The following is a 19,116-nucleotide window of genomic DNA, read 5'->3' on the forward strand; positions in this document are numbered from 1 at the left end:
CCAACACACCGAGGGTGCATACAGATCGAGAAAACGGCCGGTGGGTGGATCTGAGTGCACCGTCGGCGGAAGCGGGCGGCGATGAGTAGGGACCAGATCACCGAATTGCTCTACCGGTACGCCGAACTCATCGATGCCGGTGACTTCGACGGCGTCGGCGCCCTGCTCGGCCGCGGCAATTTCATGGGTGTCGCCGGTGGACAGGCCATCGCCAAGCTGTTCGCGGCCACGACGCGCCGGTTTCCCGAACATGGCAACCGCCCGCGGACCCGGCATCTGGTGCTCAATCCGGTCGTCGATATCGATGCCGATTCGGCATGGGCGCGTTCGACCTTCGTCGTCGTGCAGCAGACCGATACCGTCGCGCTGCAACCCATTGTCGTCGGCCGCTACGCAGACACCTTCGCCCGCGACGAGCAGGGCTGGTACTTCACCGAGCGCACGGTCGATGTCGAGATGGTCGGCGATGTCTCCGATCATCTGTTGATCGACCCACGGTCATTCGGGTAGCCGGGAGCCGACGCGCGCCTCGTTGATCTGGTGCACGCGCACACTGACTTCCAACTGGAAACGGTCGGCCGGGTTCTTCAGGGACAGTCCGGTGAGATCCTCGATCAGCTTGATCCGGTAGAGCAGGGAATGCCGATTCAAGAACAGCGCCCGCGCCGCGGCACTGGTGTTGATGGCCTCGTTGAGCAGGATCTCCAGGGTGTGGACGAGCTGGCCGCGGCGGGTTTTGTCGTAATCGATCAGCGGCTGAAGGGTTTTCAGGATGGTGGCCATGCTGCGCGGGTGTTGGCGCAGCACCTCGGCGAACTGCAGCGGTCCGATGGGGGCGTCGGGTACCGAGGCCGCGGCAACGGTCACGGAATGACCGTGCCCGGGTGGGAGTAGCACCCAGCTGATCAGCCCGTCCGGCAGACCGCTTGCCTGCCAGGCCGACTCGATCAACGCCGAGCCGGTCGAGGCAGGCAGCGCTGCCGAGAAGTGACTCATCACCAGATCGTCGGTCACCGACGTCTTGCACATGACTCCGGCGGCGCGCGCCGATGTCGCCAGCGTGTCGGCGAATGCGTGCGCATGCTCGGACCAGCGCGGGTCGTCATCCTCGCGCCGGCCGATCACCATCTGGATGGGCCGGTCGTCGGGGGCGGGTGTCACCAGGGGGAGCAGCTGGCGCTGGATATCGGCGAAGGGCACCTCCCACGGCAGCATCACCAGCGGGAAATCGTGTTTGTCGGCCAGCGGAACCAGCATGGCCAGCAGCTCGCGGGTGTCGACGTCGGGTGGACCACCGAGCGCCACCCCGGCGGCCGGTGAGGACATCAGGAAGGTGAGGAACTCGCGGACCCCGGGCTGGCGGATGTCGGTTCCGGTCGTCAGGACGAAGTCGCCGGGCCGGACGAAGTCCTCGGCGGGCGCGTGCATGATGTCGACCCAGAGCACCTCGCGGATCAGACCGCGGTGCCCGCCGAGCACCGAGCCCTGGTCCAGCGGCGGGATCGTCAAGGCCGCCGCCACGGTCAGTGGCGCACCCGCAGACATGTCGGCCGTTTCCTCTCGAACTCGGCGGGCCGCTGATACCGCCGTGTTTCGACGGTATCAGCGACCCGTGACGCGCTGAGGGGACTCCCTGCGATCAGGACTTCGGAATCGACAGGTCCTCGGGTGCCCGTCCGCTCAGCGCGGCGCCGATACCGAGGAACACCACCGGTGCGATACCGAAGATGATCGCCAGCGTCGTCGACCCGCCGACCACCAGGGTCAGGTTGGCGATGATCAGAGCCACCGCGGCCGCCAGTGCAATCGTCCCGATGACCGCCAGCACGATGATGTTCACCGGGCCGCCGCGCCGCTTGAAGAACAGGCCCACCGAGATCGTCGTCAGCAACCAGAGGATGGACAGGCCCCAGATGCCCAGGCCGCCGAGCGGACCGAAGATCTGCAGCACCGGGTCCAGGCCGAGCAGCACGAACACACCCATGATCACCATGGACAGCACGGTCACCAGGACCGAGGCATTGGCCGGTGAACCCAGCTTCGGATGCACCTCACCGAGCTTGCGGGGCAGCACGTTGTCGCGGCCGAGCACGAAGGTGTACCGCGCGCAGATGTTGTGGAAGGCCAGCGCGCAGGCGAACACGCTGACGAACCAGAACAGTGTGGTCAGGTCCTTGCCGAGCATGCCGAGGTACTTCTCGGCGGTGTTGACCATGAAGTTGTCCGGATCGTCCTTGGCCACCTGGATGGCGTCGTTGCCACCATTGCCCTCGACCAAGGCCCAGCTGGAGAACGCGTAGAAGCTGGCGACGATGCCGACGGCCCAGTAGGTGGCGCGCGGCACAGTGCGGTCTGGGTCGCGGGCCTCGTCGCGGAACACGGCAGTGGCCTCGACACCGACGAAGCCCCACAGGGCGTAGAGCAACGCGATGCCGAAGGCGCCGGAGATGCCCGATGGGGTGAACGAGTCACCGGTGATGCCCTTGTCGCCGCCCTGGATGACGATGACGAAGTCCAGCACCACCAGGATGGCGACCTCGGACACAAGGAAGATGCCGAGCACCTTGGCGCTGAGTTCGATATCGCGGTAGCCGAGGAAGGCGATGATCAGTAGCACCAGGCCCGTCAACACCCACCATGGCACCGCGGGCGCACCGATGATCTGCAGCAGGCCGGCCAGGATGACGCCGTCGTAGGCGGCCACGGCCAGCAGGGTCGCCATGTACGCGGGCAGGGCGAGTACCGCCGCTCCGGTACCGGCCGCCTTGCCGAGGCCCTTCTGGATGTAGGCATAGAACGCGCCGGTGTCGCTGACGTACTTCGACATCGCCACGAAGCTCGCGGCGAACAGCAAAAAGATCACACCTGCGACGAGGAATGCCACCGGGATGCCGGTCGAGTCGCCGAGCGCCATCGCGATCGGGACGTTGCCGCCCACCGTCGACAACGGGGCCGCCGCCGCCACCACCATGAGCACGATGGCGGGCACACCCAGGTTGCCGCGTAGCCGACCGCGGCTGTCCGGTGGCGTTGCGCCACCGGGCTTGTCGCCCGTATTGAGCACTTCGGACATGTTCGAACCTCCTCTGCGCACGGAGCAGGCGTTCGTCGGCTCCGAGTCCGGGGAAAGTGTGCGACCCGCACGGGGTGTCTGCCAGAGGTCTGCATCACTTTCCAACATCTTGTTGTAATCCAGTCACAGCTGCCGCGCCGGTGGTGTGTTCTTCTCACACAGGTTGTTGGAAGCTCTCCGCGTCCCGTTGTCCGTCCCGCACCGCTGACCGATGCTGTATCCACCCCGCGACGAGAGAGGTCATCGTGAACAGCCCCGAACCGGAGCCGGACCACCGGCTCGGACGCATCCGTCTCCTCGATGAGCAGCGCGTCAACCTCGACGGCTTCGCCGAACCCGATCCCTCGCTGGGCATGATCTCGCATCTGTCGCCCAACGACCCGGAACCGTCCTGGGTGGTCGGCGACGACGGCACCGTGCTCGAGATGGACTCCACACCCGCCGCCGACTTCGACGCCATCGACGAGTTCGTCGTGCGCTACGCCATCGACCACGCCCAGGCGCCGGTGTCGATGGCGATGTCGGAGGTCGAACTGGCGCGTCTGATCGTCGATTCCGGCGTGCCGCGCGCCGAGGTGCTCACGGTGTGCTCGGGATTGACGCCGGCCAAGATGGCCAGGGTGGTGGCCGGGCTGCATCCGGTCGAGATCCAGATGGCCATGATGAAGATGCGCGCACGACGGACCCCGGCCAACCAGGCGCATGTCACCAATCGCCTGGATGATCCGCTGCTGATCGCCGCCGATGCGGCGACGGCGGTGGTGTATGGCTTCCGCGAGTTGGAGGCCACCGTCCCCGTCCTCGACGACGCGCCCGCGGTGGCCGTCGGCCTGCTGATCGGCTCGCAGGTACCCGCCCCCGGAGCCTTGACCCAGTGCTCGGTCGAGGAGGCTCGCGAGCTGGAACTCGGTGTGCGCGGTCTCGTTTCGTACGCCGAGACGGTTTCGGTCTACGGCACCGAGCAGGTGTTCACCGACGGTGACGACACCCCGTGGTCCAAGGCGTTCCTGACATCGTCCTACGCTTCGCGCGGTATCAAGATGCGGCTGTCCAGCGGTGCCGGCTCCGAGGTGTTGATGGGGGCGGCCGAGGGCAAGTCGATGAACTATCTGGAGTCCCGCTGTGTGGCGCTGGCCAAGGGTATCGGTGCCCAGGGCGTGCAGAACGGCGGCGTGGACGGCGCGGCGATCACCGCCTCGGTGCCCGGTGGGGTCAAGGAGCTGCACGCCGAGAACCTGATGGTCATGTTGCGCGGGCTGGAATCCTGCAGCGGCAACGACTCGCTGATGAGCGAGTCAACCATGCGCCGGACCAGTCGCACGCTGCCGACGCTGTTGTCCGGATCGGATTTCATCTTCTCCGGGTTCGGCTCGATCGTGTCCTATGACAACATGTTCGGCCCGTCCAACTTCAACGCCGACGACCTCGACGACTACCTGGTGATGCAACGCGACTGGGGCGTCGACGGTGGCCTGCGGTCGTGCGACCCGACCACGTTGGAGGCCATGCGCCGCCAGGCCGCCGAGGCCACCCGGGCGGTGTTCGAGTATCTGGGGCTCGCCGATTTCGACGATGATCACGTGGAAGCCGTTGTCGCCGCAGCAGGTTCGAAGAACCTCCCGCAGACCGACGGAGTGCAGGTGCTCAGCGCAGCCCGGATGATCGACCAGTCGGGTCTGACGGTGCTCGATATCGTCACCGCACTCGCCGAGACCGGATTCACCGAGCTGGCCGACCGAGTCCTCGGCATGGCCAAGGCCCGGGTCAACGGTGACTATCTGCAGACCGCCGCGATCTTCGACGAGCAGATGAATGTGCTTTCCGCACTGGAAGATCCGAACGATTACCGAGGCCCCGGCACGGGCTACCGGCCGACCCCGGAACGCCAGGCGCAGATCGACGCGGTGCGCCAGGCCCGGTCGGTGACCGACCTGGTGCGTGAGCAGGCGACCTTCGCCGAGCCCGACCGCCTGCGGATCCTCGGACCGGCCGACTTCGGCACCGATCCGCGCGAGGTGGTCGTCGGTGTGTCACCGGCGTTCGGCACCAAGCTGTTCTGCACGCTGTCCGGGATGACAATCTATGACGCCCTCGAGCAGATCCTGGCCGGGCTGGAGGAGGAGAAGTGCGTGCCGCGGGTGGTGCGCATCGCCGACAGCATCGACCTCGGGATGATCGGCAAGTCGGCGGCCGGCCTGTCCGGGTCGGGTATCGGAGTGGGGCTACAGGCCAAGGGCACCACGCTGATCCACCGTCGCGACCTGCCACCGCTGGCCAACCTCGAATTGCTCAGCGTGGCTCCGCTGATCTCACCGGAGATGTACCGGATCATCGGGATCAACGCGGGCAGGCACGCCAAGGGCGCGACCCCGTCACCGATGCGCAACGCCTACACCGACGAGGCCATCACCGCGCGCTATCACACCAAGGTGGTGTCGATGGTTGCCATCGAACGGGCCGAGAGCCTGGCCCTCGACGGCGGCGAACGCCGCCGCAATATCGACATGGAGTTCACCCGATGACCGCACTTTCGCACTCCGGGCGCAGCATCGACGATGTCACCGTCGAGGCCGCCTGCAACGGTGAACTCGTCCTCGACGACATCCGGATCAGCCGGGACACCCTTTTACGCCAGGCCGAGAACGCCGAACGCAGCAGATCCCTGCAACTCGGGCTCAACCTGCGTCGGGCCGCGGAGATGACCGCGCTTACCGCCGAGGACATGCTGGCCTCCTACGAGGCGCTGCGCCCGGGACGGTCGTCGTTCGAGGAACTCGAGGAGCTGGCGGCCCGATTGGCCGCCCAGGACGCCCCGACCTGCGCCGCGCTGGTGCGCGAGGCCGCCGTCGTCTACCGGCGGCGCGGCCTGTTGCGATGACGGTGTGGGCCGGTGTCGACATCGGCAACGCCACCACCGAGGTGGTGCTGTGTCGTGATCGTGACGTGCTGGCCTGTGGGCGTACCCCGACCCGCGGTGGGAAGGGCTCCCCGCGGGCGATTCAGGTTGCGGCACAACTGGTTCGGCGACTGGCCGACAAGCACGGGCTGACCGTCGAGCGGGCGGCCTTCGCGCCTACCCCGCCGGTGCATTCGACCGTGGAACGGGTTCGACTGCAGGCCCGGCGCACGGGTCGGTTGGCCATCGTGTTGCGGTCGGCGGCCACGACCGCCGGTGACGCGGCTGGTGTAGGTGTGCCCGTCCCGGTCGATCGGTTGGCCTCGGTCAACCCAGATGTCTCTGTCATTGCCTGCGCCACAGCAGAATTCGGCTATGTCGAGGTGGCTGCGCTGGTGAACGACGCGATGGCGGCGGGCTGTGATGTCGCCGCTGTGCTGACGGCCAACGACGAGGCCGTGCTGATCTCCAACCGGTTGGACAGCGCGGTGCCGGTGGTCGACGATGTCGACGTCCAACGCGTGCTGGCGGCAACGCTGGTCGCGGTCGAGGTCCGGGAGGGAATGTCCCCGCTGCAGCGCCTCACCGACCCGTTCTGGCTGGCCGATGTCTTCGCCCTCGACGACGGCGAGCGCGCCGACGCCCGCGCCGTGGCCGACCAGCTCTTCGACAGCGTGTGTGCGGTGGTCACGTTGGATGCGCAGGCCGCGGCCGACGAGCCCGCGTCCGAGCCCGAACTGCCCGACGGGCTGGTGCACATCGTGCAATTGGCCGATATCGCCGCGGCGGCCAATGCCCGCCGCGGCGCCGTCGCCGTCGACAGCCTAGTGATGGCGACGATGGGTGGCGGCGAGGTGTCGCCTGCCGATGCCGACGCGCTGGCCGATGCACTGGGGGTGCCGGTCTCCCGGATCGACTCCGAGGCCGCCGCCGCGCGGGCGGGTGCGCTGACCACGCCCGGACTGCCTGCCGATGTGGTGGTCGTCGACGTCGGCGGCGGCACCGTCGATGTGGTGGCGACCGGGGATCGGGTGGTGCTGCCGGGGGCCGGTCAACTGCTGACCGCGGCGACCGCCGCCGCGCTGGACATCTCCACCAGCGCGGCCGAGTACGCCAAGCGCGCCGAGGCGGTGACCGCGGTGACGGTGCAGCTCGTCGAGGACGAGCACGGTCGCCGCCGGTTCCTGGACACCCCGATCGACGGACGCTCCACCGGATGGCTGCTGACGGCGGCGCCCAGTGGGTTGTTGCCGTTCACCTCGGCGATGTCGGCCGCAGAGTGGCGCAGCTGGCGATTGGCCGCCAAGCGGTTGGTCATCGGCGGAAATGTCATGCGCGGTGTGCAGCAGGTCGGCGCGGGTGCGAGCGCGGTGCTGCTGGTCGGCGGTGGCGCCGGTGATGATGAGCTGGTCCGGGCGCTGGCCGAACGACTCGGCCACGATGTCTCCGTGGGCCGCGGCAACGTCGCGGGGGAGCTGGGGCATCGGTTCGCGGTGGCCTACGGGCTCGTCGTGCTCGCGACGGCCGGGACGGGATAGCACCTGCACAACCCACCCTTGAGTGCTAGCACTCGCGTGTATAGAGTGCTAGGTGGCACGCGGCCACACCCGGCGCCGGCACCCGCGACGACGGTGCGAGGGCTCGGACGCATGCCGAACACCTGAAAAAACAAGGACCCGGAACATTCCCGGTCTCCGATACCTAGTGGAGGGCTCCAATCGTGGCAGTCAACATCAAGCCACTCGAGGACAAGATCCTCGTTCAGGCCAACGAGGCCGAGACCACGACCGCTTCCGGTCTGGTCATCCCGGACACCGCCAAGGAAAAGCCGCAGGAAGGCACCGTCGTCGCAGTTGGCCCCGGCCGCTGGGATGAGGACGGCGAGAAGCGGATCCCCCTGGACGTTTCCGAGGGTGACACCGTCATCTACAGCAAGTACGGCGGCACCGAGATCAAGTACGGCGGCGAGGAGTACCTGATCCTCTCCGCGCGTGACGTGCTGGCTGTCGTCAACAAGTAAGCAGCTGTGTACCGCCCCGGAAGTCCCCGTCGATGGGTGACGTCCGGGGCGGTCGGCTTTGCCCCCGGCACATCAAAGGACATTTATGAGCAAGCAGATTGAATTCAACGAAACTGCGCGCCGCGCCCTGGAGGCCGGCGTGGACAAGCTCGCCGATGCCGTCCGCGTCACCCTCGGCCCGCGCGGCCGGCACGTGGTGCTGGCCAAGGCGTTCGGCGGACCGGTCGTGACCAACGACGGTGTCACCATCGCCCGCGAGATCGACCTGGAGGACCCGTTCGAGAACCTGGGTGCCCAGCTGGTCAAGTCGGTGGCCACCAAGACCAACGACGTCGCCGGTGACGGCACCACCACCGCGACCGTGCTCGCCCAGGCGATCGTCAAGGCCGGCCTGCGCAACGTCGCCGCCGGTGCCAACCCCATCGCCCTCGGCGCCGGGATCAGCAAGGCCGCCGATGCGGTGTCCGAGGCCCTGTTGGCCGCGGCCAAGCCTGTCAGCGACAAGACCGCGATCGCGCAGGTCGCCACCGTGTCCTCGCGCGACGAGCTGGTCGGTGACCTGGTCGGCGAGGCCATGACGACCGTCGGTGCCGATGGTGTGGTCACCGTCGAGGAGTCCTCCACCCTGGAGACGCTGCTCGAGGTCACCGAGGGTGTCGGGTTCGACAAGGGCTTCATCTCGGCCTACTTCATCAACGACTTCGACGCCCAGGAAGCGGTGCTCGAGGACGCGCTGGTGCTGTTGCACCGCGACAAGATCAGCTCGCTGCCCGACCTGCTGCCGCTGCTGGAGAAGGTGGCCGAGGCCGGCAAGCCGCTGCTGATCATCGCCGAGGATGTCGAGGGCGAGGCGCTGTCGACCCTGGTCGTCAACTCCATCCGCAAGACGCTGAAGGCCGTCGCCGTGAAGGCTCCGTTCTTCGGTGACCGCCGCAAGGCATTCCTGGAGGATCTGGCCGTCGTCACCGCCGCGCAGGTGGTCAATCCCGATGTGGGTCTGACGCTGCGCGAGGCCGGCCTGGACGTGCTGGGTTCGGCCCGGCGCGTCGTGGTGACCAAGGACAGCACCGTGATCGTCGACGGTGCGGGCACCCAGGAGGCCATCGAGGACCGCAAGGCCCAGCTGCGCAGCGAGATCGAGGCCACCGATTCGGACTGGGACCGCGAGAAGCTCGAAGAGCGCCTCGCCAAGCTGTCCGGCGGCGTCGCCGTCATCAAGGTCGGTGCGGCCACCGAGACCGACCTGAAGAAGCGCAAGGAAGCCGTCGAGGACGCCGTGTCGGCGGCCAAGGCTGCCGTCGAAGAGGGCATCGTCACCGGTGGTGGCAGCGCGCTGGTGCAGGCCCGCAAGGCGCTGGACAGCCTGCGTGGCTCGCTGACCGGTGATGAGCTGCTCGGCCTGGAGGTCTTCGCTTCGGCGCTGTCGGCACCGCTGTACTGGATCGCCACCAACGCCGGGCTCGACGGCTCGGTCGTGGTGAACAAGGTCAGCGAACTGCCCGTCGGGCAGGGCTTCAACGCCGCTACGTTGACCTACGGCGACCTGCTCGCCGAGGGCATCGTCGACCCGGCCAAGGTGACCCGCTCCGCGGTGCTCAATGCGGCGTCGGTCGGCCGGATGGTGTTGACCACCGAGACCGCGGTCGTCGACAAGCCGGCCGAGGAAGAGGATCACGCCGGCCACGGACACCACGGCCACGCGCACTAGGTTCTCCCGAGCAGACACAGAACTGCCCCAAATCTTCGGATTTGGGGCAGTTTTGTTGGGGGCACCTCCCGCTTGCGGGGGACTGCTCGTGGTCTGGAACGTTGACTCTGCGTTTACGGCGCGTTAGTGCGAGTAGTCGGCGCCCAGATCGCAGAGTCAACGATCGGAAGGCGGATCGACCGTCAGCGATACCGCGCGGCGAGCCGGCAGCCGGCATGCACATCCCGCCACGCCGTGGTGACCGGATCCGAAACGTCCAGCGCATGCCTGCTGCTGGCCAGCAGTTGGTCCATCGCCGCGCGGGCCCGCGCCATCGCCTGGTCGTACGGTGCGCGATGCCCGAGTCCGCCCGTCGTGATCTGAAGCCGCGAGGCGTCGAGATCCGATGCCGTGCGCGCAATCTGCGCCGCGGCCTGATCGGTGAGTTCCTCACCGCCGTGCGAGATGGCCAGTCGGGCGCGTAACGCGTCGACGTGCCTGTGCCAGCCGCCCAGTGCGCTACCGACGACTGCTGCCGCCGCGGCCGCGGCGGCGAGCACCCCGTACACACCGGTGCGATGTGGACGCACCTGAGGTGCGGTGAGATCGGCATCGGTGACGTCGACATCGGCCAGCCCCGATCCGTGAAGGCCGCCGCCATCCTCGATGCTGTGCACGCGCACCGCGGCAGCGGGAAGCAGTACGCAGCCGTCGTCGGCGCCGAGCAGAAACCAGTCCGCCTCCAGGGCGCCGACCACCGAGGGCCACCGGCCATTGAGGCGGTTGCCGTCGACCAGTGCCGAGCCGCCGAATGCCACGGTGACCCGCGCATCCGGGTGCTCCGACCAGACCACGTCGAACGCGGTGGATGGCAACGCCTGCGCACCCAGACCATAGGCGGCGGCAACCCACCCGCGCGAGGCGTTCTCGGTGCCGAGTTCGATGACCGTGCAGAGAAATTCATCAGGTGTGATTGCGCCGCCACCGTACTGGGCAGGCTGCATCAGGCGGTGTGCCATCGATTCGGCGATCTCAGCCGAATACGGCATATCCACCTCCCACATCTGCGGTGACTGATATACCTCGATCGTTGCACGCCGAAGTACTCGTAAAGGAGAGAACGTCGCAGTCCGTGCTCGATTCGGTCCGTGGTCTGCTCCCCGAGATCGCCGCGGCCGCTGCCGAAGTCGACCACCGGGGGACGGTCGACGCCGAGGTGATCGGACGGCTGCACGATGTCGGCTACTTCGCGCTGCTGCAGCCGCCCGAGTTCGGCGGCCTGGACGCCGAGCCGGATACCTATCTGACCGCGACGCTGGAACTCTCGTCGGCGTGTACGTCCACGGGGTGGTTGGCCGGCTGGCTGGCGGTCAACAATTGGGGGCTCTCGGTACGTGACGAGCGCGCGCTGGGGGAGGTGTGGGGAGCGGATCCCCGATCGCTGCTGTGCTCGTCGTACGCACCCAACGGACGACTGGAGCGCGTGCCTGGAGGGTTCCGGCTCAGCGGCAGCTGGGCGCGTTGCACAGGGGCCCGCCACGCCTCCTGGCTGAGCGTCGCCGCGGTGACCGTCGGTGCCGACGGCGCGGCGCAGGATTTCATGGCCGTGCTCGTTCCCGCGTGCGATTATCGGGTCGAAAGGGCCTGGAACGGTCTGGGTTTGCGGGGAATCGGAGCCGATGACGTGATCGTCACCGATGCGTTCGTGCCGGAGCACCGGGCGTTCAGCTGGCTCGGTCTGAGCTACACCGACGCGATGCCCGCGTTGCAGCGGTTACCTCAACCGACGCTGTACACCCTGGCCGGCTCCATTCCGTTACTCGGTGCCGCGCAACGTGTCCTCGACATCCGGCCATCGGGAGTTTCTCGTGCCGAGATCGAACTGTCGATGTTGCAGATCCGGCGAAACGTCGTCGAGCAGCTCGACTGCATTCGCTCCGGCGGTTATCCGGATTCGGAATCGATGTTGCGTACCAGGCGTGATCAGGTGATGGCCTCCGATCGAGCGGTCAAGGCCGTCGCCGCGGCGGTGGGAGACGCCGATGACCCAGCACTGGAACGCATCTGGCGCGATGTCCTGACCGCTCGGATGCATGTGGCCAGCAATGTCGAGCAGGTGCTGGCAGTGGTGGGCCGGCATACCGTGGGTATCGACGTCGACGACCTGATGTGGTGAACGGCTGGCCTCACACCCAGGCGTCGGAGGCCAGGGTGCGCAACACCCGGGACAACATGTCATCGGTGACGGTATGGGCCTCCGCGCGCTCGGTGGCCGATGCGCCGAGCTCGAAGGTGATCCCGTTGGCCGAACGCGATAAGAACGGCGCGACGCGCACCAAGCGTTGCGCGGGTACGGTTCCGGTGAGTGAGAGCCCGGCGATCTCGCCATCCGGGAGCGTGATCGGTGCGGCAACGCTCGACAACCCGGCCGCCAATTCCTGTTCGTCATAGGCTATTCCGCGTCGCCCGCGGATCCTGGCCAGCTCCTGGTGCAATGTGGGCAGGTCTCCGATCGTCCAGGCGGTGCATTTGCGCAACACGCTGTCCAGGGTCTTGTCGATGTCCTCAGCCGGTCGGCGCGCCAGCATGGCTTTGCCCAGTGCGCTGGCATGCGCCGGCGTGCGTCCGGCGACGCGGGTGGGTACCGCAGGGCCGCCCGCACCGGTCACCTTGTCCACGTACACGACATCGGCGCCGGCCAACACCCCGAGGTGCACGACGAGGCCGGTATCGGCGTGCAATCGCTCCAACACCGGCGATGCCACGCCTCGCAACTGTGCGTTTTCGACGGCCCCGGCGGAGGGCAGCGCGGAGGCAGCCAGCGAGTAACCCACGGGACCACGTTGCAGAAGTCCGGATTCGTGCAGCTGGTTCAAGATGCGGTGGGTGGAGGACCGCGGCAAACCGCTGCGTTCGACCACCTGATCGGGCCGGAGTACCACGCCGGCCCGATCGAAGGCGTTCACGATCAGCGCGACTCGGGCCACCATCGAGGCGGGAGCGTCGGGCGTAACGTCGGGCACGGCCTCACCCTAGCGACCGCATCGGCCGGTGACGTGACGATTCCCCGCCGCGGTCACGGCGGGGAATCATCGGGCGCCGGCTCAGTCCGAGCTGTCGGTACCACCGCCATCGGACGTTGCCGCGGTGGTGACCACCTTGTCGGCTTGGGTTGTGGTGCCGGTCTGTTCACCGCCGCCGGTGTTGGGCTCGTTGACCTTCACGGGCTCCGGTTCGACGGATTTCGCTGTATCGGTGTCGTCATCGAACCCGATGGTCTCGCGAATGTCGGTGTCCACCTCATCGGTCAGCGACGGTCCGGGTTCGTCCGCGATGAGGGTTGCGGTGTCCGGTTCGGTGTCGACGATCGCGATGGGGCTCTGCGGCTCGATCGGCCGCGTGTCCAGAACGGCGGTCAGCTCCCTGCGGTGGGTTGCTCCGACCGCGGCGTCCTCGGTCGTGCTCGTCGTGGATTCGTCGACGGTGACGGTCCGGCTCGCGACTCGCTCGGTGGTGTCGGTGACGGTCGGCAATGCGGTCTGTGCGGGCGGGTTGGGCTGGGTGTTCTTGGCCCACTCGACTGTCAGCTTGTTGCCCACCGCGCCGGCGAACTTGATGATCGAGACCACGGTGTCGGAGAAACTCGCGGCGATGGCGGCCAGCACCCTGGCCGGGTTCAGGGTGGCGAAGGAGGCGAACACCTGGGTCACCGCGGTGCTGAGTTGCCGTTGTAGCGTCCGGAACTGCAAGCTCACCTCGTCGGCGACCGACGCGTCGGGCCCGAACTTCTGTCCGTTCCAGTTCACCAGCTTCCAGCCCTCTTCCGGGCTGCCTTCGATGACAACGTAATTGGTGTTCCCCAGCGGTGAGTACCGCAACAGGTCCAGCTTCTGCTCGAAGGAGAGGTTGGAGACGTTCATCATCGTCCAGAACATGATGGCACCGCCGTGGGAGAACACCACGGCGTTGCGGTCGCCGTTGTCGTAGATCTGCTGCAGGGAATCGTCCATCCGGGCATCGAATTCATGGCCGTTGATGGAACCGGGGATGCGCAGGTCGCGGTTGCCCTGCAGGGCCCAGGCCAGCGGGAACCGGCCGTACCCGTTGGCGGCCTCGCTCTCCGGCGTCCCTTCGAACACCCCGGCCTCGATCTCCTGGACACCGGGCAACACCTGGATCGGCAGGTGCAGATACTGCGACAGCGGAGTGGCGGTCAGTTGGGTCCGCTGCATGGTCGAGGCGTAGACGCCGTCGTAGTTGTTGATGCCGAGGTTCCCGACCACCGCCCGTGCCTGATCCTCACCGTTCTGCGTCAGCGTCGGTCCGGGGGTCGACGTGTCGATCAGGCCGGAGGCGTTCCCGGCCGATTGGGCGTGTCGCACGAATGTCACCCGCATCAGTTCGGCCGCTGCGGGTATGGCGGCCCCGATGAGCAGGGCCGACGCGATCAGGGTGATACCGAGGAGCTTGCCGAATCGGGCCAGACACCGCCGGGCGCCTGAGAGTGGGTCTGCCAACATCGAGTGCTTCTTCCTGCCGGGGGCGTGTTCAGCACACGGTGGCCCCGCCGGGCGCATCCCGACAAGGTGTGATCTCACTCACTGAGACCGACGGATCTGACTACGCCAGCGTCGGCTGGATCGACACCAGCTGGTACGGCGCATCACCGTCGCCCGAGGTGAAAGACACCATGAGGGTGTCGGGCGGGAATCCGGTGGCCAGCTCGTTGAGGGTGCGCGGCAGGAACACCTTGGCTTTCGCATTGCCGTACCAGTTGGGGTCCGACGGCGAGACGTCGAGCGGACGCACCTGATCGATGGTGCTGTCCCAGGTGCGCACGGCCTCGGGGGCGTCGGTGAAGCCGGCGGACCTCAGGTATACGTCGCCCTCGCCGGTGAGGGTGATCGCGGGACCGCCTCCAACGGGGGCCCCGGTGATCGTGCCGTCTACGGCATCGGCGGTCACCGACGCCAGGCGGACGGTGCAGACGTGGTCGGACGCCGGAACGCAGAACTCCGGCAGCGGGAGCGCGTGCGCCGGAGCGGCGCTGGCCACGGCGAGGGCCGCGAGGACGGGCAGGCTGCGAAGCATCACGAGTGGTCTATCGGCGCGACCGCCGAAGGAGTTACACCGGCACCCGCCGGATCAGGTCGTCGAGCGCCACCAGATCCAGGTATGCCACCACCCGCGCGATCTCGCCGCCACGCATCGTCATGGACCAGGCGTACTCGTTGACATAGGGCTTTCCGTCCAGCGCCGTGGCGGTGCCGCGCCACAACGCGACCACCTGATCGCCATCGATGATCAGATCGTGCACCGACGCCTCGATGGGACCGGTGAGCCGGTCCAATACGGGTCGAGCACCGCGGTCGAGAAAGTCCTGTCGTGAGGTGTAGACCGATGGGTTCTGGGCCCTGGCAACGGTCCAGTGCACATCCTCGGCCAACAGCGCGTAGAAACTCTCCGGCCCACCGACGCCGCGGCCGAAGGCGTCGCGGATCCGCTGTTCGTCACGCGATGGTGCGGCCTGTGCCGAGCCCGCGCCTGCCATCATCGAGAACAGGAGTGCCACCAGCGCAGTCGTTTTGGTGAGAACGTTCATGATGTCAACGTAGGCACGCTGAACCATGGGTGACAGGGTGTGCTGCACCCACCGAGACTCGACCGGAGCGGACGCGGTTGACCTCAAGTGTTGTTGAGGTTGCACACTGCTGGCATGTCACTGCCCATCGCTCAGATTCGATTCGCCCGTCCCACCGACCGACTCGCCGAGGTCGAGCAGTTCTATGCCGAGCACCTCGGTCTGCCCGTGCTGTACCGGTTCGAGAATCACGCCGGCTACGACGGCGTCATGCTGGGTCTGCCCGGCACCGATCAGCATCTGGAGTTCACCGCACACGCCGATGGAAGCCCTTGTCCCGCACCGACAACGGACAATCTTCTGGTGCTGTACTTCCACTCCGAAGCGGAGATGTACGACATCGTGGAGCGATTGGGGGCCTACGGCCACGAACCTGTGGAGCCAGAGAACCCGTATTGGACGGGTGTGGGTGCGCTGACGTTCGCCGACCCCGACGGGTGGCGGGTGGTCCTGGTGCCGCGGCCGGTGTTCTGAGCCGGCTCAGGCAGACCGGCGCATCCCGCGCTTGAGCAGCAACTCCCGCTCGGATTCGGAAAGGCCGCCCCAGATTCCATAGGGTTCGCCGACGGCCAGTGCGTGCGAGCGGCACTGTGCGATCACCGGGCAGGTGCGGCACAGTTCCTTGGCCCGCATCTCGCGCTGCGCGCGGGCCCGGCCGCGTTCGCCATCGGGGTGGAAGAACATCGAGGAGTCGACGCCTCGGCAGTGGCCCTTCATCTGCCAATCCCAGATGTCGGCGTTGGGTCCGGGCAGTTGCTGCGGCTGTGGCATGTCAAAACCTCTCTCTTCGAACCCATTTCGCAGACCCACGCGAGTACGTGAGTTGCGGAGTTGAACCGAGTCCGTGTCGCCGATGACTGCTCGTGAACACAAGGTAGAAGCGCGGGAGAAAAATCGTCAATAGGCGACCTCACCGCGTAAACGCATAACTGCAGGGTGCGAATTTACGTCACGTTCATCATGTTCACTTGCGGGCAATCCAAAGAGTGCTTCGCGGCCGGGTTCATCGTGCCTGGCGGCGCGGTTTTCCCTGCTCGCGTCAAATCGGCTGATTTCGCACCGCGAACCCGGTTGATCTGTTCGTAACGTGGTGACCATCAAGTGTTAACCAAGGTCGAATTGGTCACGTTTTTGCCCGCATTGATAGCGTCCGAAGGCGATGGCGACCCCGACAACCACCCCTTCCGCGCTGCTGGCGGACGCAGCCTTCGGTGCTCAACCGCAGCTCTGGCCGCTGCCACAGGCGCAGAATTCACACCAGCGATGGTTGCGCGCGGTCGCCGCCGGTGGCCAGGGCTATTACGGGATCGCCTTCGCCGAACTCGACGAGATCATCAGGCAAGGTCGCGACGAGCCGACGACCGCATTGGCCTACAGCACGCGGGCGTCCTTTCTGCGGCAGCTCGGCGGGCACCGCACGGCACGCCGGTGGGACGGTCGCGCACTGGTGTCGGCCGGGCCCGACCTGCAGGCGCGCGCCGACGCGATGGTCGGGTTGGCGGCCGATGCCCTCGGCGTCGGCAGGCTGGCAGCCTCGGCACGGCTGTTGCAGCGCGCCGCCGGTGATTCCGGCGTACCCCGACAATCCGTGCGTCGACACTGGGTATCCGCCGAGTTGGCGATGGTGAGCGCCGACGGCCCAGCTTCGATCGACCATGCCGAACGGGCGGTGCACGAGGCCGACACGCTCGGGTCGGTGCGACACCGCGCCAAATCGCAGGTGGTGCTGGCGGCCGCACTGTGTTGCACCGGTGACCTGAGCGCGGCACGACGCGTCGCCGATTCCGTCTTCGCACTCACTGCCGAGTTCGGGCTGGTCCCGCTGCATTGGGCGGTCGGTTGCCTGCTCGCCGACATCGGTAGCGCGGGCGGATCAGCCGCCGACATCGCGGCCGCGCGGGACCTGGCCGCGGAGACCATCCGAAACCGCGGCGGCGTGTGGTCGCGCCACTGAACCGTTCCACCCGCTTGCGATCGTTAATGTTTGTGTGGCGCACCCGCCCGGCTGCGTCCCATCCGTAACGCTGGAGAGATCACCCACGATGACCATTTCGGGAGAACGTCTCGATGAAGTCGTCGCTGATGCTGTGGCGGGGGACAGGGACGCTCTCAGGGTGGTCTTGGAGACCATCCGCCCGATCATCGTCCGGTACTGCCGGGCCCGGATCGGGTCCGCTGAACGGAGTGGTCTGTCCGCAGACGACATTGCGCAGGAGGTGTGCTTGGCCGCCATCACGGCGTTGCCGCGTTACAGAGATCAGGGACGACCGTTCCTGGCCTTTGTGTACGGCATTGCGGCGCACAAGCTCGCCGATGCGCACCGGGCGTCGGCGCGCAATCGCGCCGAGCCGACCGACAACGTGCCGGAGCGATTCTCCGGTGAGGCCGGGCCCGAACAGCTCGCCCTCGACGCCGACGCATCGGCTCGGATGGAGAAACTGCTGGCCATCCTGCCCGAGAAGCAGCGCGAGATCCTGATCCTGCGTGTGGTGGTCGGGATGAGCGCGGAGGAGACAGCAGAGGCGGTCGGCTCCACACCCGGTGCGGTGCGGGTCGCCCAGCACCGCGCACTGGCCAAGCTCAAAACAGAGATTTCGGGAGGAGGGGAAGAATATGCCTGATTTCGGTCGCTGGACCGCCAACGGCGGTGACCCCTCGCTCAACGACATCAACCGCGCCGACCGGTTCCTGGACGCGCTCGCCGGCGAGCAACCGGTGTATTCCACCGACCGCGGTGACGCCGAACTGGCCGCTCTGTTGTCCGGCTGGCGCGACGAGGTCCGGCAGGTGCCGATGGACCATGTCGTGTCACCGTCGCAGGCGACCGCCGCGCTGGTCGATGCCACCAACCGGCCGAGGGGCCGGAATCGCTTCGGGTTGGCCGTGGTGGGCTCCGCCGCCGCCGCGGTGCTCTGTCTCGGCGGCTTCGGCACCGCGGTGTTCGCCGCCGGCCCCGGTGACGGACTGTATGGCATCCGCACCATGATCTTCGGTGAAGAGCGCGCCACCCGCGACGATGCCGTGGTGCTGGCCGCCCAGACCGAGTTAGCGCAGGTGCAGCAGCTCGTCGACAGAGGCCAGTGGGATCAGGCCCAGGACAAGCTTGCCGCGCTGTCATCGACGGTGCAGAGCGTCGGCCCGGTCGAACAGAAGCAGGATCTGATCGAGCAGTGGAATGCCTTGACCTACAAGGTCGTTGCGCAGGACCCGGCCGCCACGCTGCCACCGCCAGGTGAGCCGATGCCGGTCCTGCCGCCGTCGCCGCTGACCCTGTTGCCGGTACCGGTGATCGAGGAGACCCTCACCGTGACGACCACTCCGGGTCCTGAGGTGCTGGCCACGACCACCACCTCCGAAACGACCACCGTGACAACCTCCGAGACCAGCCCGTCCGGTACCAGTGCCACCGAGACGAGCCCGGCCACGACGAGTCCGGTCGAGGGGAGCACGTCCGAGCCGGCCACCACCGCGGCGACGACGACTGCACCGACGACGACTGCGCCTGCCACGACTGCTCCGACGACTACTGCCGCGACCACCAGCGCACCATCGTCGTCCTCTGCGCCGTCGACGACTGCACCAACAACGACCACGGTGGCACCGACCACCAGCACGCGGACGACGGTTACCACCACCAGCACCACGGTGGCGCCGCCGGCGACGAGCGCCGCACCCGAGCCGCAGCAGGAGGCGCCGGCGACAACGGCACCGGCGGCCACCACGGAAGTCGAGCAGTCAACCTCGGCGGTAGTGACGACCACCACAACGGTGCCGGTCGGCGAGGGCGAATAACCGCAGT

At 67.3% G+C, this 19,116-nt stretch carries 19 protein-coding genes; 11 read left to right on the forward strand and 8 right to left on the reverse strand.

Annotated elements, in window-relative coordinates; all coding sequences use genetic code 11:
• Positions 1-81: 81 nt before the first annotated feature.
• Positions 82-510 carry a nuclear transport factor 2 family protein gene (locus PGN27_RS20135; RefSeq protein WP_335327695.1) on the forward strand — a complete coding sequence of 143 codons (429 nt, stop codon included), beginning with the start codon at positions 82-84 and terminating at the stop codon, positions 508-510.
• Here the strand turns inward: PGN27_RS20135 and PGN27_RS20140 are convergent.
• Positions 499-1,545, reverse strand: a complete 1,047-nt coding sequence (locus PGN27_RS20140) for a PucR family transcriptional regulator (RefSeq protein ID WP_335327696.1) — start codon at positions 1,543-1,545, stop codon at positions 499-501. The two genes, PGN27_RS20135 and PGN27_RS20140, sit on opposite strands and share 12 nt — an antisense overlap.
• A gap of 94 nt (positions 1,546-1,639) precedes the next feature.
• Positions 1,640-3,073 (reverse strand): APC family permease, encoded by a 1,434-nt coding sequence (locus PGN27_RS20145; RefSeq protein WP_335327697.1) that lies wholly within the window; start codon positions 3,071-3,073, stop codon positions 1,640-1,642.
• Between the two features lie 245 nt (positions 3,074-3,318).
• On the opposite strand from PGN27_RS20145, the gene PGN27_RS20150 reads away from it, so the two are divergent.
• The 5 genes from PGN27_RS20150 to groL all read left to right on the forward strand — a co-directional run bounded on the left by PGN27_RS20150 (position 3,319) and on the right by groL (position 9,697).
• Positions 3,319-5,595, forward strand: coding sequence for a propanediol/glycerol family dehydratase large subunit (locus PGN27_RS20150; RefSeq protein WP_335327698.1), 2,277 nt, complete (start codon positions 3,319-3,321; stop codon positions 5,593-5,595).
• Complete coding sequence (locus PGN27_RS20155) at positions 5,592-5,951, forward strand: diol dehydratase small subunit (protein WP_335327699.1); 360 nt, start codon at positions 5,592-5,594, stop codon at positions 5,949-5,951. Before PGN27_RS20150 ends, PGN27_RS20155 begins: the two co-directional genes overlap by 4 nt.
• On the forward strand, positions 5,948-7,507 hold the full coding sequence (locus PGN27_RS20160) for a diol dehydratase reactivase ATPase-like domain-containing protein (RefSeq protein WP_335327700.1): 1,560 nt from the start codon (positions 5,948-5,950) through the stop codon (positions 7,505-7,507). The genes PGN27_RS20155 and PGN27_RS20160 overlap by 4 nt, the downstream gene beginning before the upstream one ends.
• Positions 7,508-7,686: 179 nt before the next feature.
• On the forward strand, positions 7,687-7,989 hold the full coding sequence (gene groES, locus PGN27_RS20165; protein WP_023985374.1) for a co-chaperone GroES: 303 nt from the start codon (positions 7,687-7,689) through the stop codon (positions 7,987-7,989).
• 85 nt (positions 7,990-8,074) lie between these two features.
• Entirely contained in the window at positions 8,075-9,697 is a 1,623-nt protein-coding gene (groL, locus tag PGN27_RS20170) for a chaperonin GroEL (protein WP_335327701.1), read from the forward strand.
• Between the two features lie 182 nt (positions 9,698-9,879).
• Here the strand turns inward: groL and PGN27_RS20175 are convergent, their stop codons facing one another.
• Positions 9,880-10,725 carry an acyl-CoA dehydrogenase family protein gene (locus PGN27_RS20175; RefSeq protein WP_335327702.1) on the reverse strand — a complete coding sequence of 282 codons (846 nt, stop codon included), beginning with the start codon at positions 10,723-10,725 and terminating at the stop codon, positions 9,880-9,882.
• Positions 10,726-10,808: 83 nt separating this feature from the next.
• On the opposite strand from PGN27_RS20175, the gene PGN27_RS20180 reads away from it, so the two are divergent.
• Positions 10,809-11,852 (forward strand): acyl-CoA dehydrogenase family protein, encoded by a 1,044-nt coding sequence (locus PGN27_RS20180; protein ID WP_335327703.1) that lies wholly within the window; start codon positions 10,809-10,811, stop codon positions 11,850-11,852.
• Positions 11,853-11,862: 10 nt separating this feature from the next.
• Here PGN27_RS20180 and PGN27_RS20185 read toward each other — a convergent pair whose 3' ends face one another.
• The 4 genes from PGN27_RS20185 to PGN27_RS20200 all read right to left on the reverse strand — a co-directional run bounded on the left by PGN27_RS20185 (position 11,863) and on the right by PGN27_RS20200 (position 15,278).
• Positions 11,863-12,699: an IclR family transcriptional regulator gene (locus PGN27_RS20185; protein WP_335327704.1), complete on the reverse strand. Its 837-nt coding sequence runs from the start codon at positions 12,697-12,699 to the stop codon at positions 11,863-11,865.
• Positions 12,700-12,780: 81 nt separating this feature from the next.
• Positions 12,781-14,196 (reverse strand): histidine phosphatase family protein, encoded by a 1,416-nt coding sequence (locus tag PGN27_RS20190; RefSeq protein WP_335327705.1) that lies wholly within the window; start codon positions 14,194-14,196, stop codon positions 12,781-12,783.
• 100 nt (positions 14,197-14,296) lie between these two features.
• Complete coding sequence (locus tag PGN27_RS20195) at positions 14,297-14,767, reverse strand: hypothetical protein (protein ID WP_335327706.1); 471 nt, start codon at positions 14,765-14,767, stop codon at positions 14,297-14,299.
• 34 nt (positions 14,768-14,801) lie between these two features.
• Positions 14,802-15,278: a nuclear transport factor 2 family protein gene (locus PGN27_RS20200; protein ID WP_335327707.1), complete on the reverse strand. Its 477-nt coding sequence runs from the start codon at positions 15,276-15,278 to the stop codon at positions 14,802-14,804.
• Positions 15,279-15,392: 114 nt separating this feature from the next.
• On the opposite strand from PGN27_RS20200, the gene PGN27_RS20205 reads away from it, so the two are divergent.
• A complete protein-coding gene (locus PGN27_RS20205) occupies positions 15,393-15,791 on the forward strand; it encodes a VOC family protein (protein WP_335327708.1) in 399 nt (132 codons plus the stop codon).
• Positions 15,792-15,797: 6 nt separating this feature from the next.
• Here the strand turns inward: PGN27_RS20205 and PGN27_RS20210 are convergent, their stop codons facing one another.
• Entirely contained in the window at positions 15,798-16,088 is a 291-nt protein-coding gene (locus PGN27_RS20210; protein ID WP_335327709.1) for a WhiB family transcriptional regulator, read from the reverse strand.
• Positions 16,089-16,476: 388 nt separating this feature from the next.
• Between PGN27_RS20210 and PGN27_RS20215 the strand changes: the two genes are divergently transcribed.
• The 3 genes from PGN27_RS20215 to PGN27_RS20225 all read left to right on the forward strand — a co-directional run bounded on the left by PGN27_RS20215 (position 16,477) and on the right by PGN27_RS20225 (position 19,109).
• Positions 16,477-17,271, forward strand: a complete 795-nt coding sequence (locus PGN27_RS20215; protein ID WP_335327710.1) for a hypothetical protein — start codon at positions 16,477-16,479, stop codon at positions 17,269-17,271.
• A gap of 88 nt (positions 17,272-17,359) precedes the next feature.
• The gene (locus PGN27_RS20220; RefSeq protein WP_335327711.1) at positions 17,360-17,938 is read left to right on the forward strand and encodes a sigma-70 family RNA polymerase sigma factor; all 579 of its coding nucleotides are present in this window, start codon (positions 17,360-17,362) and stop codon (positions 17,936-17,938) included.
• Complete coding sequence (locus tag PGN27_RS20225; RefSeq protein WP_335327712.1) at positions 17,931-19,109, forward strand: anti-sigma-D factor RsdA; 1,179 nt, start codon at positions 17,931-17,933, stop codon at positions 19,107-19,109. The genes PGN27_RS20220 and PGN27_RS20225 overlap by 8 nt, the downstream gene beginning before the upstream one ends.
• The last annotated feature ends 7 nt before the right edge of the window (positions 19,110-19,116 follow it).

This window comes from Mycolicibacterium neoaurum (assembly GCF_036946495.1).
Classification (GTDB): domain Bacteria; phylum Actinomycetota; class Actinomycetes; order Mycobacteriales; family Mycobacteriaceae; genus Mycobacterium; species Mycobacterium neoaurum_B.

Coding starts and splice junctions, on each gene's coding strand:
- PGN27_RS20135 (WP_335327695.1), top strand. CDS start 82: ATGAGTAGGGACCAGATCACCGAATTGCTCTACCGGTACGCCGAACTC.
- PGN27_RS20140 (WP_335327696.1), bottom strand. CDS start 1,545: ATGTCTGCGGGTGCGCCACTGACCGTGGCGGCGGCCTTGACGATCCCG.
- PGN27_RS20145 (WP_335327697.1), bottom strand. CDS start 3,073: ATGTCCGAAGTGCTCAATACGGGCGACAAGCCCGGTGGCGCAACGCCA.
- PGN27_RS20155 (WP_335327699.1), top strand. CDS start 5,592: ATGACCGCACTTTCGCACTCCGGGCGCAGCATCGACGATGTCACCGTC.
- PGN27_RS20160 (WP_335327700.1), top strand. CDS start 5,948: ATGACGGTGTGGGCCGGTGTCGACATCGGCAACGCCACCACCGAGGTG.
- groL (WP_335327701.1), top strand. CDS start 8,075: ATGAGCAAGCAGATTGAATTCAACGAAACTGCGCGCCGCGCCCTGGAG.
- PGN27_RS20175 (WP_335327702.1), bottom strand. CDS start 10,725: ATGCCGTATTCGGCTGAGATCGCCGAATCGATGGCACACCGCCTGATG.
- PGN27_RS20190 (WP_335327705.1), bottom strand. CDS start 14,196: ATGTTGGCAGACCCACTCTCAGGCGCCCGGCGGTGTCTGGCCCGATTC.
- PGN27_RS20195 (WP_335327706.1), bottom strand. CDS start 14,767: ATGCTTCGCAGCCTGCCCGTCCTCGCGGCCCTCGCCGTGGCCAGCGCC.
- PGN27_RS20200 (WP_335327707.1), bottom strand. CDS start 15,278: ATGAACGTTCTCACCAAAACGACTGCGCTGGTGGCACTCCTGTTCTCG.
- PGN27_RS20205 (WP_335327708.1), top strand. CDS start 15,393: ATGTCACTGCCCATCGCTCAGATTCGATTCGCCCGTCCCACCGACCGA.
- PGN27_RS20210 (WP_335327709.1), bottom strand. CDS start 16,088: ATGCCACAGCCGCAGCAACTGCCCGGACCCAACGCCGACATCTGGGAT.
- PGN27_RS20215 (WP_335327710.1), top strand. CDS start 16,477: ATGGCGACCCCGACAACCACCCCTTCCGCGCTGCTGGCGGACGCAGCC.
- PGN27_RS20220 (WP_335327711.1), top strand. CDS start 17,360: ATGACCATTTCGGGAGAACGTCTCGATGAAGTCGTCGCTGATGCTGTG.
- PGN27_RS20225 (WP_335327712.1), top strand. CDS start 17,931: ATGCCTGATTTCGGTCGCTGGACCGCCAACGGCGGTGACCCCTCGCTC.